This window comes from Citrobacter sp. Ce104, from assembly GCF_030334595.1.
Classification (GTDB): domain Bacteria; phylum Pseudomonadota; class Gammaproteobacteria; order Enterobacterales; family Enterobacteriaceae; genus Citrobacter; species Citrobacter europaeus.
On the sequence record NZ_JAOWDP010000068.1, the window covers coordinates 142,442 to 159,745 of the forward strand.

At 50.7% G+C, this 17,304-nt stretch carries 15 protein-coding genes and 1 other RNA gene; 9 read left to right on the plus strand and 7 right to left on the minus strand.

Features of this window, described 5'->3' with window-relative positions; translation table 11 throughout:
• Nucleotides 1-158: 158 nt before the first annotated feature.
• The 6 genes from nagA to kbaZ are packed head-to-tail and all read right to left on the minus strand — an operon-like array spanning nucleotide 159 to nucleotide 5,216.
• Nucleotides 159-1,292, minus strand: coding sequence for an N-acetylglucosamine-6-phosphate deacetylase (gene nagA, locus OGW16_RS19205; RefSeq protein WP_286518698.1), 1,134 nt, complete (start codon nucleotides 1,290-1,292; stop codon nucleotides 159-161).
• Nucleotides 1,289-1,723 (minus strand): PTS galactosamine/N-acetylgalactosamine transporter subunit IIA, encoded by a 435-nt coding sequence (gene agaF, locus OGW16_RS19210; RefSeq protein WP_038634146.1) that lies wholly within the window; start codon nucleotides 1,721-1,723, stop codon nucleotides 1,289-1,291. Before agaF ends, nagA begins: the two co-directional genes overlap by 4 nt.
• A 16-nt stretch (nucleotides 1,724-1,739) precedes the next feature.
• Nucleotides 1,740-2,618, minus strand: coding sequence for a PTS N-acetylgalactosamine transporter subunit IID (gene agaE / locus OGW16_RS19215; protein WP_043017758.1), 879 nt, complete (start codon nucleotides 2,616-2,618; stop codon nucleotides 1,740-1,742).
• Nucleotides 2,608-3,387: a PTS N-acetylgalactosamine transporter subunit IIC gene (gene agaW, locus OGW16_RS19220; RefSeq protein ID WP_286518699.1), complete on the minus strand. Its 780-nt coding sequence runs from the start codon at nucleotides 3,385-3,387 to the stop codon at nucleotides 2,608-2,610. Before agaW ends, agaE begins: the two co-directional genes overlap by 11 nt.
• 10 nt (nucleotides 3,388-3,397) lie before the next feature.
• Nucleotides 3,398-3,871, minus strand: a complete 474-nt coding sequence (gene agaV, locus OGW16_RS19225) for a PTS N-acetylgalactosamine transporter subunit IIB (RefSeq protein WP_003024925.1) — start codon at nucleotides 3,869-3,871, stop codon at nucleotides 3,398-3,400.
• A 19-nt stretch (nucleotides 3,872-3,890) separates the two neighbouring features.
• Nucleotides 3,891-5,216 carry a tagatose-bisphosphate aldolase subunit KbaZ gene (gene kbaZ, locus OGW16_RS19230; protein ID WP_100194890.1) on the minus strand — a complete coding sequence of 442 codons (1,326 nt, stop codon included), beginning with the start codon at nucleotides 5,214-5,216 and terminating at the stop codon, nucleotides 3,891-3,893.
• Between the two features lie 219 nt (nucleotides 5,217-5,435).
• Between kbaZ and OGW16_RS19235 the strand changes: the two genes are divergently transcribed.
• Complete coding sequence (locus OGW16_RS19235) at nucleotides 5,436-6,245, plus strand: DeoR family transcriptional regulator (protein ID WP_043017756.1); 810 nt, start codon at nucleotides 5,436-5,438, stop codon at nucleotides 6,243-6,245.
• A gap of 61 nt (nucleotides 6,246-6,306) precedes the next feature.
• Here the strand turns inward: OGW16_RS19235 and garD are convergent, their stop codons facing one another.
• Nucleotides 6,307-7,878, minus strand: coding sequence for a galactarate dehydratase (garD, locus tag OGW16_RS19240; protein ID WP_227093491.1), 1,572 nt, complete (start codon nucleotides 7,876-7,878; stop codon nucleotides 6,307-6,309).
• A gap of 403 nt (nucleotides 7,879-8,281) precedes the next feature.
• On the opposite strand from garD, the gene garP reads away from it, so the two are divergent.
• From garP to tdcC, 8 genes are all read left to right on the plus strand, one after another.
• On the plus strand, nucleotides 8,282-9,616 hold the full coding sequence (gene garP / locus OGW16_RS19245) for a galactarate/glucarate/glycerate transporter GarP (protein ID WP_003024898.1): 1,335 nt from the start codon (nucleotides 8,282-8,284) through the stop codon (nucleotides 9,614-9,616).
• Nucleotides 9,617-9,631: 15 nt separating this feature from the next.
• Complete coding sequence (gene garL / locus OGW16_RS19250) at nucleotides 9,632-10,402, plus strand: 2-dehydro-3-deoxyglucarate aldolase (protein WP_005131731.1); 771 nt, start codon at nucleotides 9,632-9,634, stop codon at nucleotides 10,400-10,402.
• Nucleotides 10,403-10,432: 30 nt separating this feature from the next.
• The gene (gene garR, locus OGW16_RS19255) at nucleotides 10,433-11,323 is read left to right on the plus strand and encodes a 2-hydroxy-3-oxopropionate reductase (RefSeq protein WP_043017754.1); all 891 of its coding nucleotides are present in this window, start codon (nucleotides 10,433-10,435) and stop codon (nucleotides 11,321-11,323) included.
• Nucleotides 11,324-11,388: 65 nt separating this feature from the next.
• Nucleotides 11,389-12,534, plus strand: coding sequence for a glycerate 2-kinase (garK, locus tag OGW16_RS19260; RefSeq protein ID WP_043018011.1), 1,146 nt, complete (start codon nucleotides 11,389-11,391; stop codon nucleotides 12,532-12,534).
• Nucleotides 12,535-12,566: 32 nt separating this feature from the next.
• Nucleotides 12,567-12,943, plus strand: an RNA gene (rnpB, locus tag OGW16_RS19265) — RNase P RNA component class A.
• A gap of 969 nt (nucleotides 12,944-13,912) precedes the next feature.
• A complete protein-coding gene (gene tdcA / locus OGW16_RS19270) occupies nucleotides 13,913-14,851 on the plus strand; it encodes a transcriptional regulator TdcA (RefSeq protein ID WP_047408417.1) in 939 nt (312 codons plus the stop codon).
• Between the two features lie 98 nt (nucleotides 14,852-14,949).
• Nucleotides 14,950-15,939, plus strand: coding sequence for a bifunctional threonine ammonia-lyase/L-serine ammonia-lyase TdcB (tdcB, locus tag OGW16_RS19275; protein ID WP_003828594.1), 990 nt, complete (start codon nucleotides 14,950-14,952; stop codon nucleotides 15,937-15,939).
• A gap of 22 nt (nucleotides 15,940-15,961) precedes the next feature.
• Nucleotides 15,962-17,293 (plus strand): threonine/serine transporter TdcC, encoded by a 1,332-nt coding sequence (gene tdcC / locus OGW16_RS19280; RefSeq protein WP_043017752.1) that lies wholly within the window; start codon nucleotides 15,962-15,964, stop codon nucleotides 17,291-17,293.
• Nucleotides 17,294-17,304 lie beyond the last annotated feature (11 nt).

Genomic DNA, 17,304 nt, shown 5'->3' on the forward strand with positions numbered 1-17,304 from the left:
AAAACGAAATTTGTGATCGTGAGAACGAAGGATGCGATTATCTTATTGATCTATATGGATGAGATTTGTTGAAAGGTGGCCAGGCATTTACTCAAGCGAAAGGAAAAGAAAGGCCTTGCGATCGAAGACCGCAGGCCAATAGAAGATATAATGAAAGGTCAAAGGGGGAGAGCCTGACCCTGAATCCAAATCTGTTGTAAATGCAGCCCGCTATTTAGCGCGATCGCGTCGGCACGTTTGCCCACCGCTAACGACCCCAGTAGGCGATCGATGCCCAATAGACGTGCGGGGTGGAGAGAGGCCATATGAATTGCTTCTTCTGCCGTTACCCCGGTCAACTCGACCATATTACGTACTGCTGTATCAACCGAGAGCGTGCTGCCAGCCAGTCCACCGGACGCGGTACGCACAATTCCGCTGCGCATTTCCACTTCCTCGCCGCAGAGCGTATAGCGCCCGTCTGGCATTCCTGCAGCCTGCATGGCATCGGTGATCAGCACCAGTCTGTCTTTCGCGCAGCAGCAGCACAGTTTCATGGCCGCCGGGTGGACGTGGTGTCCGTCAGCAATAAGCTCCAGCCAGGCACGAGGGTCGGTTAACCCTGCGCCAACCATTCCGGGCTCCCGGTGATGTAAGCCAGTCATACCGTTATAGCAGTGAACCAATCCGTCAGCACCGGCGTCAAAGGCCGCGCGGGTTTGTTCCCAGGTGGCTGCGCTGTGGCCCAGCATTACCCGTACGTTGCGCCGCTTCAGATGTTCGATAGCCTGCAATGCACCGGTTTTTTCTGGCGCCAGCGCAACGACGCGCAATGTTTGCTGGGAAATCGTAATCAGTTCATCCAGTTCACTGAGTTCCAGTTCCCTGAAAAGCTCAGGCGGATGCGCACCTTTGTTCTGTGGCGTAAAGTACGGGCCTTCAAGATAACTGCCCAGCACCTGTGCGCCAGGCCCACCAGAATGGTAGCGACGGGCGATACGTTCCAGCGCTTTGTGAATATCCGATAGTGGAGCGGTGACGGTGGTGGGTAGCCAGTTGGCTACCCCTTCACGCGCTTTGTGCATCGCCAGTTTGTCGAGCGTATCTGGTGACTCATCCATCACATCGACGCCCGCACCACCGTGCACGTGGGTATCAATGTAAGCCGGACAAAGCAGTTCAGCGTCGCGTTCCATAACGCCGGAAGGAATTGGCTCTATGGCAGCAATAATACCGTCTTCAATGTGTAATTGATGATCGTCCAGCCAGCCCTGTTCGGTCAGTAGACGTCTGGCACGCAGTTGCTGTGTCATATCCCTTCCTCAACGGGTTTTTCCTCGCGACAGCGTCCCAGTTCATCCACCAGGCTGGTTAAACCCCGGTGTCCGCACTCCAGCGCCTGTAAACGAAACGCTTCGCTGCTCAGGCCGTCACGCTCCAGCACCATCTCCAGGAGCAGTTGCAGATTGGTACCGGTGATCACTTCAGTGCCTTGCCTTTGCATCGCCAGCGTGGAAGCGACGCGAAATGGCGTCCCGCCCAACAGATCTGTCAGAAACACGATGTCTTGCTGAGCATCCAGTTCACTCACCGCCTGTTCAAGTTGCGAGGTGAGTAAGGCAGTGGTTGAGGTTTCAGGAAAGTCGATGGCAATGAACTGAGTTTGCTCACCCAAAATCTGTTTCATCGCTTTTTCCATTCCGCTGGCAAACCCGCCATGGCCCGTCAAAATAATACCTAACATCTACAACCCCTTATGTTTACAGGAAGTGACAGAACTTACCTACGACGCCGAGCACCACGGTAATGGCGATAAGGCGCAGAGGACTCCAGCCACGACGGACCAGCCAGAACATAGTCAACGTGTAGACCAGCGGCAAAAATGCAGGCATCAGCTTGTCTATCACGTCTGTTTGCAGTTTCACAACCGCATCGCCAGCAGTAATTTCCAGCGTAGTGTTCAGACGAACATAGGTTGCTACCAGCGCGCCGATCACCGTCATCCCAACGATGGATGCTGCATGCCCAACCTTTTTGGTGTTAGCTTTAATTAGCGGGATGGCAGCAACACCCATTCGATAAGCATAGTGTGCCAACCCAAAGCGCAGTCCAAGATGAACCACGTTAAACATAACAATAAAGACAACTGCGCCAAGAATAGAGCCTTGCAACGCCAGACTGGCCCCGATACCGCCGCAAATAGGCAATAAAGTTAACCAGAACATGGCATCACCGATACCGCCAAGTGGCGCACCTACAGCAATCTTGGTGCTTTGAATACTGTTCACATCCTGCTTGGAGCGTTCCATCGCCAGGATAATCCCGATAACAAACGTGACCAGGAACGGGTGCGTGTTGAAGAAGCCCATGTGGCCTTTCATCGAACGCGCCAGATCGCGTTTGTTGGTATGGATCTTTTTCAGTGCAGGTAACAGGCCATACAACCATCCTGATGCCTGCATACGTTCGTAGTTAAAAGAGGCTTGTAATAACATTGAACGCCAGGCAACACGGTTGATATCTTTTTTCGTCAGCTCGGCACCGATATTCTGGTCTTCGTAGACGTTTTCATTGGTGCCGGACAGCAGTGTTTCTTCGGTTTCGGAAACGTTCGGCAGAGCCGTTTGATTAGATGCCATCTTCGAATTCCTCTTTTTGTGCTGCAGGATCTGTAGGTTCAGGTGATTTACGCAGAAAGTCGATCAGCGCCATTGCCAGTGCTGCTGCGGCAATAGCCAGCACGGGGAGTTTGAGCCAGGCTGCGGCAACAAAACCCAGGATGAAGTAGGGGATATAGACGTTTTTCATCATGATTTTCAGCAGTACGGCGAAGCCGATAGCTGGCATGATGCCGCCTGCCACCCCGAGGCCGTCAATCAGACGCGTCGGCAGAACATCTATAGCGGTTTTGGCATGTTCTGCACCAAAGTAAATCGGCAGGAACGCGCATAAAAAATAGAAGGTCCCCAGCGCCAGCAACGCCAGATAGTTGACCCGCTCAATCCCTGCAGTATCGGCATTCGCTGCCATGCGATCGCACCGAGCCATCACCCCTGACATCACTGAGAACAGGAAGGTAATTCCCATCTGTACCGCTACGGCGAACGGTACCGCCACACCCACGGCAACTTCGGGTTTCACTCCGGTTGTTATGGCAAACGTGGTTCCTACGATAGTACCGATAATCACGTTTGGCGGTTGAGCTCCAGCCAGCGGGGCCAGACCCATCCACACCAGTTCCAGCGTACCACCTGTTAAAATACCGGTATGCAAGTCGCCCAGAATCAGACCGACTAGCGGCCCGAGAACAACCGGGCGGTGCATGTGCGTTAACCCGTTGAACATATCCAGCCCTGCAATAAAGGCGAGAATACCCAACGCAAAAGCCTGCAACAGACTGATTTCCATTGTGAATCCCTCAGAGAAGTTTATAGAGGTCCTGGGCGGGTTCTGTTGGAACGCCCTGAACGAAGCATTCCACCCCAGCGGCTTTAAGTCCGTTGAACGCGGTAATATCGGCAGCGTCTACAGAAACCGTTTTGGCGATTTGTTGCTTGCCGTTGGCGTAGTGCATATTGCCAACGTTGATGCGGTTAACAGGAACACCCCCTTCGACCAGACGAAAGAAATCCGCTGGCGATTTGCAGACCAGCAGAATTTTCTGGCGATCGGCGGCACGGTGAATATTGTCGATCACTTTTTGTAGTGACCAGAAGCGTACCGCGATCCCTTCTGCCAGTACCATTTCCATCAGGTTTTGCTGCACTGGATCTTCTGCTACCTCATCATTAGCGACCAGCACCAGGTTTGCCCCCGCAAACCCAACCCATTGCACACCAACCTGACCGTGAATCAGACGTTCATCAATGCGACTTAATACAATGTTTGGCATGGTATTTTTCTCTTTTTTGTTATGCGTTACGATCTGGAGCACCCAGGCAGGCGCAGTGATATTGCTGCAGTATGTCCTGAATATGGTTAATGATGAGTTCTCGCGGCGTAGCGCTGAGATCTCCCTCGCGTACTTTTACGTATTGCAAAGGTAAATACTGGCTTATCAGCGGCAGTGGAATGGGATCATCCGCCAGGTTACGCACCAGACGTTCGAATGCCTCATCAATCTGGCTGTCCGGCCAGTAGTAACGAACCCGATCGGAGTAGCTATATCCGCGGGCCAGACGGCGTGCGTTGCCATCGCCGTGATAGTGGCTCTGCCAGTACTCTGGTCGATCAAGCATCACGCTTTCCAGCACGTGTCGCAGGCCTGAGCAGGCTTTTGCAGGCAGCAATTCTTCTTCAATGGCAGCTAACGAAAACAGCGCTTCGCGCAGGGCGAAGGTCAGCGCAGGCCCCACTTTCAGAATAGCGAAGTGGTCTATCACCAGTTGGCGCAAGGACTGTGGCGTTTGGTAATCGGTAGAATGCGCTTCAAAAACCAGCGTGTCGTAGTCTTCCACCATTTTGCTGAGCGCCACGGCTTTCTGTGGTTGATAATCAATGATGTGTGTGTGGTCGAATTCAACGCCAGGTTGCACCACCAGGGCAATAATACGTGGCCAGATACCTTCCAACCCGCGCTTTTCAAAGGCGTGATAGTGGGCCTGTAATGTTGCGCGTGCAGCATCCGGCGTTGTTACCGCCAACTCGGTTAACGTTTCGTGGGCGCCGCCAGGAACCGGAACCTCTGTGCCAATCACATAGACCAGGTCAGACTCACCAAAATGTGCCATACAGGTTTCTTCGGCAATTTTTGCCAGGCGCGCAGCACGCTCGGCGACGATGTCATCCGTCAGTGGAACCGGGTCGTTAGCACAAGACATGCTGCAATCGAGGTGGATTTTTTTAAAGCCTGCGATGACATAGCTTTTAATCAAATCGTCAGCGTTGGCCATTGCCTCTTCTGCTGGCAAATTTTGCCAACGGTTTGGCCCAAGATGGTCTCCGCCGAGAATCAGCATATCCTGAGAAAAATTAAGCGAGCCGGCTAAATGGCAGACAAAACCGCGAAAATCGGCTGGTGTCATACCCGTATAGCCGCCAAACTGATCAACCTGGTTAGAGGTTGCTTCGATCAACAGCGGTGTATGATTGGCATGGGCGTAGCGTATTGCGGCTTCCAGTACGACTGGATGCGCAGAACAAACGGCATAAATCCCGTTTGCTTTCCCCCGTTTATGCTGCTCGACCATTTTAGTTAGATGTTTCACTTTCCTCTCCAGGTCAGATAACTTCGACATCAATCTTTCGTTTTGTTTCATTTAATACTGCATGATGGTGGTATAAAAATAAAACGAAAGATAATGGATTTCCGATCTGTTTCACAAAAGAAACACAATGAAAGGTTTCAGCATAAGTCCATCCGGCTCCTCCCTGCTTGCGGGGCTTGCATTCGTACAAAAGAAAGGCGTTAATAGACAAAACGAAATAAAACGAAAGATTCAACTAAAGGATTTCTTATGAGTAACACCGAGTCTTCTGCAGACAAGCGCGTTATCGGTACCAGCGAAAGACGTGAGCAGATCATCCAGCGGTTACGGCAGCAGGGAAGCGTTCAGGTTAACGATCTTTCCTTATTTTTTGGCGTCTCCACGGTCACTATTCGCAATGACCTCGCTTTTCTGGAAAAGCAGGGAATTGCGGTACGCGCCTATGGTGGAGCGCTGATTTGCGAAGGTAATGCGCCGGTTGCGGAGCCTTCTGTTGAAGATAAGAGTTCGCTCAATACGGCGGTCAAACGCAGTATTGCCAGAGCTGCCGCGGAGTTGATTCAACCGGGACACCGCGTGATCCTTGACTCCGGCACCACCACCTATGAAATTGCCCGCCTGATGCGCCAGCATTCCAATGTTATTGCTATGACCAACGGTATGAATGTCGCCAATGCGTTACTGGAAGCCGAAGGAGTTGAGCTGTTGATGACTGGTGGCCATTTGCGTCGTCAGTCGCAATCGTTTTATGGCGATCAGGCTGAGCAATCGCTACAAAATTATCACTTCGACATGCTGTTTCTTGGCGTTGATGCAATCGATTTAGAACGTGGTGTGAGCACTCATAATGAAGATGAAGCGCGCCTCAACCGCCGGATGTGTGAAGTGGCTGAGCGCATAATCGTTGTTACCGACTCGACGAAATTTAACCGCTCGAGCCTGCATAAGATCATTGATACTCAGCGGATTGATATGATTATTGTCGATGAAGGTATTCCAGAGGAGAGTCTGGAAGGATTACGTAAGCATGGGATTGAGGTGGTTCTGGTGAGTATCTGATAAAAAAGGCCGGGAAGTTTGCGAACTTCCCCGACCTGTAATCGAATTTAACTTTCAGGAATCAAGTCACTGGCGCTGGGTTAAACACCGCCAGTTGGTTGTGCAGCCCCCACTGATCTGAGAAGGTTTTCTTACGTCCGCTGGCGACGTCGAGAATAAACTCGAACAGTTTCAGACCCACGTCTTCAATGGTTTCTTCTCCGGTGGCGATGGTGCCTGCGTTGATGTCCATCAGGTCAAACCAACGGTTGGCCAGCTCAGTACGCGTCGCCATTTTTATCACCGGCACGGCCATCAGGCCGTACGGCGTACCGCGACCGGTGGTGAACACCTGTACGGTGATCCCGGAAGCGACCTGCTGCGTACCGCATACAAAATCACTGGCGGGGGTTGCGGCGTAAATCAGACCACGTTTGGTTGGACGCTGACCCGGCGACAATACTTCGACAATGGCGCTCTTGCCGGACTTGGCAATAGAGCCCAGCGCTTTTTCCACCACATTTGCCAGACCGCCTTTCTTATTGCCCGGAGAAGGGTTGGCGCTGCGATCCGTTTTGCCCATATCCAGGTAGTTATCGTACCAGGCCATCTCTTCGAGCAGGCGTTTACCTACTTCTTCGTTAATCGCCCTTGGGGTCAGAAGGTGGATGGCATCGCGCACTTCGGTAACTTCAGAGAACATCACAGTCGCGCCGCAGCGTACTAACAGGTCGGAGGCATAACCCACCGCCGGGTTGGCCGTCACGCCAGAAAATGCATCGCTGCCGCCGCACTGCATGCCGACCACCAGTTCTGATGCCGGGCAGGTTTCACGCTGTCGCTGATTGAGTTTTGCCAGATGGCGTTCGGCCACCTGCAAAATATCGGCAACCATCGATTGAAAGCCAATGTGCTTTTCATCCTGCAGGCTGACGACGCTGGCGCTGTCGACCGGAATACTTTTCACATCGTGCGTACCTTCGAGCAGGCGCTCTGGCTGTAGTTTTTCACAACCGAGGCCGATGACCATCACTTCACCGCCAAAATTCGGGTTAAGCGCAATATTGTGAATGGTGCGAATCGGCACAATGGCGGCTGGGGCATTGATCGCCACGCCGCAGCCGTACAAGTGATTGAGCCCCACCACGCCGTCAACGTTCGGGTATTTGGGCAACAGATCGCGCTCAATGATTTTCACCACATAATCCACCACACCCGCCACGCAGTGCACACTGGTCGAGATGCCGAGCAGATTCTTGGTGCCGATGCTACCGTCAGCATTGCGGTAACCTTCGAAGGTATAGCCCTCCAGAGGCGGCAGCGGCTCTGGCACTTTGGTTGCCAGCGGCAGCGTCTCCAGCGGTGGAGCTTTGGGCAGTTCAACCATTGATTCATCAATCCAGCTGCCGCGTGGGATATCGCGAATGGCATAGCCTATCACTTCGCCATAACGCACAATTTCGCCGTGAACAGGAATATCCAGTAGCGCCACTTTATGGCCCTGGGGAATATGTTCAATGAGTTCCAGTCCGTCCGGAAAACGCGTCCCGGCTTTCAGACCATTGTCATTGACAATTATCGCCACATTATCTGTTTCGTGAACTTTAATATAAAACGCCGTTGGCGATTCTTGTCTGATTTCGATGTCGGCCATTGTCCAGTATTCTCCAACAAGGTGGTGATAATAGTGTGAATATTTATATTTTGAATCTAATTGTAAGTAATAAAGATTCGATATCGTGAAATAAGAATGTCAGGAGTTTAATGCCAAGAATGTGACGATGATCACTTAAACTCAGCAAGGCCGGGCTACCAGGGGCAGCAATACGTAAATGTGTGCATTAGCGCCCATGCGTGTGGGCATATGCCCAAAACATTAATTTAATAACGCGTTATAAATGAGCGCTTGCACAATGATTAACGTTACGCTGCTGATTATACTGAATCACGGTTTTATAGCGTCTGATAAATTATTATGCGTTCTAATTATCAGTAATTTATCACCAGGAATATCTACTCAATAATAATAAAAATTTAATGTACCCGAGGTAATTAGAATGATTCTGGATACAGTTGTCGAGAAAAAGAAAGGTACGCACACCCGTTATTTAATATTGCTGATAATATTTATCGTTACCGCCGTTAACTATGCGGACCGTGCGACGCTATCTATTGCCGGCACGGAAGTAGCGAAAGAGTTGCAGCTCAGCGCTATCTCTATGGGTTACATTTTCTCCGCCTTCGGCTGGGCTTACCTGTTGATGCAAATCCCCGGTGGCTGGCTGTTGGATAAATTCGGCTCGAAGAAAGTCTACACATACAGTCTGTTCTTCTGGTCACTGTTCACCTTCCTGCAAGGCTTTGTGGACATGTTCCCGCTGGCCTGGGCGGGTATTTCAATGTTCATCATGCGCTTTATGCTGGGCTTCTCGGAAGCGCCGTCCTTTCCGGCGAATGCTCGTATCGTGGCGGCCTGGTTCCCGACGAAAGAGCGCGGTACGGCATCCGCAATTTTTAATTCCGCGCAGTATTTTTCCCTGGCGCTGTTTTCTCCGTTGCTCGGCTGGCTGACCTTCGCCTGGGGCTGGGAGCACGTGTTTACCGTAATGGGCGTGATTGGTTTTGTGCTCACCGGGCTGTGGGTAAAGTTTATTCATAACCCAACCGATCATCCGCGTATGTCGCAAGAAGAACTGAAGTTTATCTCGGAAAACGGCGCGGTCGTGGATATGGACCACAAAAAGCCGGGCGATGTGAAGTCAGGTGGCCCTAAACTGCATTATATCAAGCAGTTGCTCACTAACCGTATGATGCTTGGCGTGTTCTTCGGCCAGTATTTTATCAACACAATTACCTGGTTTTTCCTCACCTGGTTCCCGATTTACCTGGTACAGGAAAAAGGCATGTCGATCCTCAAAGTTGGCCTGGTAGCTTCGATTCCGGCGTTGTGCGGATTCGCCGGTGGTGTGCTTGGCGGCGTGTTCTCTGATTATCTGATTAAACGTGGCTTCAGTATCACACTGGCGCGTAAGCTGCCGATTGTGCTCGGCATGCTGCTCGCGTCGACCATTATTCTGTGTAACTACACCGATAACACCACCCTGGTGGTCGCACTGATGGCGCTGGCGTTCTTCGGCAAAGGCTTCGGGGCGCTGGGATGGCCGGTAATTTCCGATACCGCGCCGAAAGAGATTGTCGGTCTGTGCGGTGGGGTATTTAACGTATTTGGTAACGTGGCTTCCATCGTCACTCCGCTGGTGATTGGGTATCTGGTGAGCGAGCTGCACTCATTTAATGCTGCGCTGATGTTTGTAGGGTGTTCGGCGCTGATGGCAATGGTTTGCTACCTGTTTATTGTCGGTGACATTAAACGTATGGAATTGCAGAAATAAACAAAGGTATAGGCGATGAATAACACGATTTTCCCGAATAAGTTTAAAGCGGCCCTCGCGGCGCAACAGATTCAGATTGGCTGCTGGTCTGCATTAGCCAGCCCAATCAGCACTGAAGTTTTAGGCCTGGCGGGGTTTGACTGGCTGGTGCTGGACGGCGAACACGCGCCGAACGATATCTCGACGTTTATCCCGCAATTGATGGCGCTGAAAGGCAGCGCCAGCGCACCGGTAGTGCGCGTACCGACCAACGAGCCGGTAATCATCAAGCGCCTGCTGGATATCGGGTTTTACAACTTCCTGATCCCGTTCGTTGAGACGGAAGAAGAGGCGGTAAACGCCGTGGCATCGACCCGCTATCCGCCGGAAGGTATTCGCGGCGTGTCCGTATCCCATCGCGCCAATATGTTTGGCACCGTACCGGACTACTTTGCGCAATCGAATAAGAACATCACGATCATCGTGCAGATCGAAAGTCAGCAGGGCGTTGATAACGTTGACGCAATCGCGGCGACAGAAGGCGTTGACGGTGTCTTCGTCGGCCCAAGCGATCTGGCTGCGGCGCTAGGCCACCTTGGCAATGCGTCACATCCTGATGTGCAGAAAGCTATCCAGCACATTTTTGCCCGCGCGAAAGCACATGGCAAACCAAGCGGCATTCTGGCCCCGGTAGAGGCGGATGCACGTCGTTATCTGGAGTGGGGCGCGACGTTTGTTGCCGTTGGCAGCGACCTTGGCGTGTTCCGTTCAGCCACGCAGAAACTGGCTGATTCTTTTAAGAAATAACCACCATCGACAGTAGAGAGAGATAAAGACATGACAATGAAAGTTGGTTTTATTGGCCTCGGTATCATGGGTAAACCAATGAGTAAAAACCTCCTCAAGGCAGGTTACTCGCTGGTGGTTGCTGACCGTAACCCGGAATCCATTGCACAAGTGATTGCCGCAGGCGCTGAAACTGCCGCCACGGCGAAAGAAATTGCCGAGCAGTGCGACGTGATCATCACCATGCTGCCGAACTCTCCGCATGTGAAAGAAGTGGCGCTGGGTGAAGGCGGCATTATTGAAGGGGCGAAGCCGGGCACAGTGCTTATCGACATGAGCTCCATCGCGCCGTTAGCCAGCCGTGAAATTAGCGATGCGCTGAAAGCGAAAGGCGTGGATATGCTGGATGCGCCGGTCAGCGGCGGCGAGCCAAAAGCGATTGACGGCACGTTGTCGGTGATGGTTGGTGGTGATAAAGCGATCTTCGACAAGTACTACGATCTGCTGAAAGCGATGGCAGGCTCCGTGGTGCATACCGGTGAAATTGGCGCGGGTAACGTCACCAAGCTGGCGAATCAGGTCATTGTGGCGCTGAACATTGCCGCGATGTCTGAAGCGCTGACGTTGGCGACCAAAGCGGGTGTGAACCCGGATCTGGTGTATCAGGCGATCCGTGGCGGGCTGGCGGGAAGCACCGTGCTCGACGCGAAAGCACCGATGGTGATGGACCGCAACTTTAAACCAGGCTTCCGTATTGACCTGCATATCAAAGATCTGGCGAATGCGCTGGATACCTCTCATGGCGTTGGCGCCCAGTTGCCGCTGACTGCTGCAGTTATGGAGATGATGCAGGCGCTCCGCGCAGATGGATTGGGGACAGCCGATCACAGCGCACTCGCATGCTACTACGAAAAACTGGCGAAAGTGGAAGTCACTCGCTAACAAGAAGGGCGCGGATGCGCGCCCTGTATTTCTTGCCTTGCGCGGCACAGTCAGGCTACATAACTATGAAAATCGTAATTGCCCCAGACTCTTATAAAGAAAGCCTTTCTGCCACCGAGGTAGCTCAGGCGATAGAAAAAGGATTTCGGGAAATTTTCCCCGATGCGCAATATGTTTCTGTTCCGGTTGCCGATGGCGGTGAAGGAACGGTCGAAGCTATGATTGCCGCGACGCAAGGGAGTGAACATTCAGCGTGGGTGACGGGGCCGCTGGGCGAAAAAGTGAATGCCTGCTGGGGCATGTCCGGGGACGGTAAAACCGCGTTTATCGAAATGGCGGCAGCCAGTGGTCTGGCGTTGGTTCCTCCTGAAAAGCGCAACCCTTTAGTCACTACGTCGCGTGGCACCGGGGAGTTGATTTTGCAGGCGTTGGATAGCGGTGCGCAGAGCATCATTATAGGCATTGGCGGCAGTGCGACTAACGACGGTGGCGCGGGTATGGTGCAGGCGCTGGGGGCGAAACTTTGCGATGCCAACGGGACAGAGATTGGCTACGGTGGCGGAAGCCTGATGAGTCTGAATACTATCGATATCTCGGGTCTGGATCCGCGCTTAAAAACCTGTTCCATTCGCGTGGCCTGCGATGTGACTAATCCACTCATTGGCGATTCTGGCGCTTCGCGCATTTTTGGACCGCAGAAAGGGGCGACGGAAGAACGCATTCTCGAACTGGACCGTAATCTGTCTCACTATGCTGACATTATTAAAAAGTCTCTGCGAGTTGATGTGAAAGACGTGCCCGGCTCCGGTGCTGCTGGCGGAATGGGCGCAGCGTTAATGGCTTTTTTAGGCGCGGAGCTGCGCAGCGGTATCGAGATTGTGACCCAGGCGCTCAATCTGGAAGAGCATATTCACGACTGTACGCTGGTGGTGACCGGCGAAGGGCGGATCGACAGCCAGAGCATTCACGGCAAAGTACCGGTGGGTGTGGCGAACGTCGCGAAGAAGTACCACAAGCCAGTCATTGGTATTGGCGGCAGCCTGACGCGCGATGTAGAGGTGGTGCATCAATATGGTATCGATGCGGTGTTTAGCGTATTGACCAGCATCGGCACGCTGGAAGAGGCCTTCCGTGGGGCATTTGATAATATTTATCGCGCTTCAAGAAACATCGCCGCCACGTTGGCGATAGGAATACGCAGTGCGGGGTGACATTGCTCCGCAAACCCTCTATACTGCGCGCCGAAGCTGACCAGACAGTCGCCGCTTCGTCGTCGTCCTCTTCGGGGGAGACGGGCGGAGGGGAGGAAAGTCCGGGCTCCATAGGGCAGGGTGCCAGGTAACGCCTGGGGGGGAAACCCACGACCAGTGCAACAGAGAGCAAACCGCCGATGGCCCACGTAAGTGGGATCAGGTAAGGGTGAAAGGGTGCGGTAAGAGCGCACCGCGCGGCTGGTAACAGTCCGTGGCACGGTAAACTCCACCCGGAGCAAGGCCAAATAGGGGTTCACAAGGTACGGCCCGTACTGAACCCGGGTAGGCTGCTTGAGCCAGTGAGCGATTGCTGGCCTAGATGAATGACTGTCCACGACAGAACCCGGCTTATCGGTCAGCTTCACTCTTTATAAAACCCCGCTTCGGCGGGGTTTTTGCTTTCTGGGCAGGTTGGATGAATGACTGTCCACGACGCTATGCTCAAAAGAACGCGGCTTATCGATCAGCTTCACTCTTTATAAAACCCCGCTTCGGCGGGTTTTTTGCTGTATGAGCTGGTTGTCATGCCTGATGGCGCTACGCTTATCAGGCCTACTGGGATGGGTGGAACTGGTTTGGTAGGCCGGATAAGGTGTTTACACCGCCATCCGGCAAATATTTTCCTGATAGTATTGCGATTGGTTTACCCCGAATCTGGCGTTTTATTTTCCATTCATCTAATCTTTATTTAGTTCTTATTTATGTTGCTGGCTTCTTTTATAAGAGGAAATGTCTCTCGGGATATTTCTTGTTTTGTGATGGACAACACAAAACGCTATGCGATACGTTTTTTCCGAGAATAATCACGCGCAATCGATCGCTATCACAAAATTAGTTGCTGACAAAGTGCGCAAAACAAGTGTTATAATAATGTTACGTATGGTGATGGTTTGTTTTCATTGTTTTAAATATTGATAAATGTAATGTTTCTTTACAAACAAATAAGGTCGAAAAACGTGATGCATAACGTTATTTAATCACTATAAACAATAAAATCAAATTATTTTTGATAAATTGCTTATTAAATTTAAGCACCGTTTTGCCTGATAATTACTCTGTAATTGATTGAAATATAGCCTTTCATGGATTTAAGAAATAGCAGGGAAAATGATGTCGTTATAGCCATAAAAAATCGTTATCCCCCCATCTTTTTTTGATTAAAGTCAGGATAAAGTGAGATCAATATTTCATATCTATATGATTATTAAGTGATTTCAATTTTCATAATAGTCTTACAAAATGTAAGTCAAGGGGATTTGTGAGTGGTAGCACATATCCTTGTTCGCTTAATTTGGTACACTTCCTGCCGTCAACAAAGTAATTAGCGTAGGTCGATATGAATACTATTACACTCCCTAAAACACAGCACTTAGTGGTCTTTCAGGAAGTCATTAGAAGTGGTTCTATCGGCTCAGCTGCAAAAGAATTAGGTTTAACTCAACCGGCTGTCAGCAAAATCATTAATGATGTAGAAGCTTATTTCGGTATTGAGTTAGTTGTACGTAAAAATACTGGTGTGACATTAACTCAGGCAGGTCAGGTGATGCTCTCATGGTCTGAATCTATTACCCGTGAAATGAAAAACATGGTTGATGAGATGAACAGCATGACGAGCAACGCGGTCGTTGATGTGTCGTTTGGCTTTCCTTCACTGATTGCCTTCACCATCATGTCCGGCATGATTAAAAAATTCAAAGAAGTGTTTCCGAAAGCGCAGGTTTCTATGTATGAAGCTCAGCTCTCCTCCTTCTTACCGGCGATTCGTGACGGACGTCTGGACTTCGCTATCGGTACGCTGAGTGATGAGATGAAACTGCACGATCTGCACGTTGAGCCGCTCTTTGAGTCAGACTTTATCCTGGTCGCCAGCAAGTCCCGAACATGCACCGGCATCACCTCGCTGAGCGCGTTGAAAAACGAACAGTGGGTGTTGCCACAAACGAATATGGGTTACTACAGCGAACTTCTTACCACGTTACAGAATAATGGCATCAGCAGTGAAAACATCGTTAATACAGACTCCGTCGTTACGATTTATAATCTTGTTCTCAGTGCTGATTTCTTAACAGTAATTCCCTGCGATATGACCACACCGTTTGGCTCAAACCAGTTTATTACTATCCCGGTAGAAGAAACCTTACCCGTCGCACGTTATGCCGCCGTATGGTCGAAAAATTATCGAATTAAAAAAGCAGCATCTATTTTGGTGGAATTAGCCAAAGAATATTCATCATATAATTGTCGGAGACGAAGGCAATTAATTGAAATTGATTAAAGATTGAATTTGTTTTAACACGAAATCAACGCCATCTGTCTATATCTGACAATGGTCACGGCTATCTATTTACTTTAATACCCTAGTAAGAGGTTCTAATGCACATTACATACGATCTCCCAGTTGCAATTGAAGATATCCTCGAAGCGAAAAAAAGACTGGCGGGGAAAATTTATAAAACGGGAATGCCTCGCTCTAACTATTTTAGTGAACGTTGCAAAGGGGAAATTTTCCTCAAGTTTGAAAACATGCAGCGTACCGGTTCATTTAAAATCCGTGGCGCGTTTAACAAGCTCAGTTCATTAACCGAAGCTGAAAGATGTAAGGGTGTGGTGGCTTGCTCTGCAGGTAACCATGCGCAAGGCGTTTCTCTCTCCTGCGCTATGCTCGGAATCGACGGCAAAGTGGTGATGCCGAAAGGCGCGCCGAAGTCTAAAGTTGCTGCAACCTGTGATTATTCCGCAGAAGTTGTGCTGCACGGCGACAACTTCAACGACACCATCGCTAAGGTTAGCGAGATTGTGGAAACGGAAGGCCGTATCTTTATTCCGCCATATGATGATCCGAAAGTCATCGCTGGTCAGGGGACTATTGGTCTGGAAATTCTGGAAGATCTGTACGATGTCGATAACGTGATTGTGCCAATTGGCGGTGGCGGACTGATTGCTGGTATTGCGGTGGCAATTAAGTCTATTAACCCGACCATTAAAATTATTGGCGTGCAGTCTGAAAACGTTCACGGCATGGCGGCTTCTTTCCACGCTGGAGAAATAACCACGCACCGAACGACCGGCACCCTGGCGGATGGTTGTGACGTTTCCCGCCCGGGTACTTTAACGTATGAAATTGTTCGTGAGTTGGTGGATGACATTGTCCTGGTCAGCGAAGATGAAATTCGCAACAGCATGGTGGCATTAATTCAGCGAAATAAAGTTGTGACTGAAGGTGCCGGCGCGCTGGCATGCGCAGCATTATTAAGCGGGAAATTAGATAGCTATATCCAGAACAGAAAAACAGTCAGCATTATTTCTGGCGGTAATATCGACCTTTCTCGTGTATCTCAAATTACTGGTTTAGTTGACGCTTAATATACTTCGTTGAGGATAGGATATGAGTACTACTGATAGCATTGTATCCAGCCAGACAAAACAGTCGTCCTGGCGCAAATCGGACACCACCTGGACACTGGGTTTATTTGGTACAGCCATCGGCGCAGGGGTGCTGTTCTTCCCTATCCGCGCAGGTTTTGGCGGACTGATCCCCATTCTGATCATGCTGGTGCTGGCATACCCCATTGCCTTCTATTGCCACCGTGCGCTGGCACGCCTGTGTCTTTCCGGTTCTAATCCTTCCGGTAACATCACAGAAACGGTTGAAGAGCACTTTGGTAAAACGGGCGGCGTGGTTATCACGTTCCTCTACTTCTTTGCAATTTGTCCGCTGCTGTGGATTTATGGCGTCACCATTACCAACACCTTTATGACCTTCTGGGAAAACCAGTTGCAGATGCCCGCGTTAAACCGTGGCTTCGTGGCACTGTTCCTGCTGCTGCTGATGGCATTCGTCATCTGGTTCGGTAAAGATCTGATGGTTAAAGTGATGAGCTTCCTGGTATGGCCGTTTATTGCCAGCCTGGTGCTTATTTCTCTGTCTCTGATCCCTTACTGGAACTCTGCGGTTATCGATCAGGTTGATCTCAGCAATATCGCACTGACTGGCCATGACGGCATCCTGGTTACCGTGTGGCTGGGTATTTCCATCATGGTGTTCTCTTTCAACTTCTCACCTATCGTTTCTTCCTTCGTGGTGTCTAAACGCGAAGAGTATGAGAAAGATTTTGGTCGCGAGTTCACCGAGCAGAAATGTTCCAAAATCATCTCCCGCGCCAGTATGTTGATGGTTGCCGTGGTTATGTTCTTCGCCTTTAGCTGCCTGTTCACGCTGTCTCCGGCAAACATGGCGGATGCGAAAGCGCAAAACATTCCGGTACTTTCTTACCTGGCGAACCACTTCGCTTCACTGTCCGGTACGAAGTCCACCTTCGCGACCGTTCTGGAATACGGTGCTTCAATCATCGCACTGGTTGCTATCTTCAAATCTTTCTTCGGCCACTATCTGGGCACGCTGGAAGGACTGAACGGTCTGGTGCTGAAGTTTGGTTACAAAGGCGATAAAACAAAAGTTTCTGCCGGCAAACTTAATACCATCAGCATGATCTTCATCATGGGTTCCACCTGGGTTGTGGCTTACGCCAACCCGAACATCCTGGACCTGATTGAAGCAATGGGCGCGCCGATTATTGCCTCTCTGCTCTGCCTGCTGCCGATGTACGCCATCCGTAAAGCGCCATCACTGGCGAAATACCGTGGCCGTCTGGATAACGTGTTTGTTACCGCGATTGGTCTGCTGACCATCCTGAACATCGTCTACAAACTGTTTTAATCCTTAAGCTC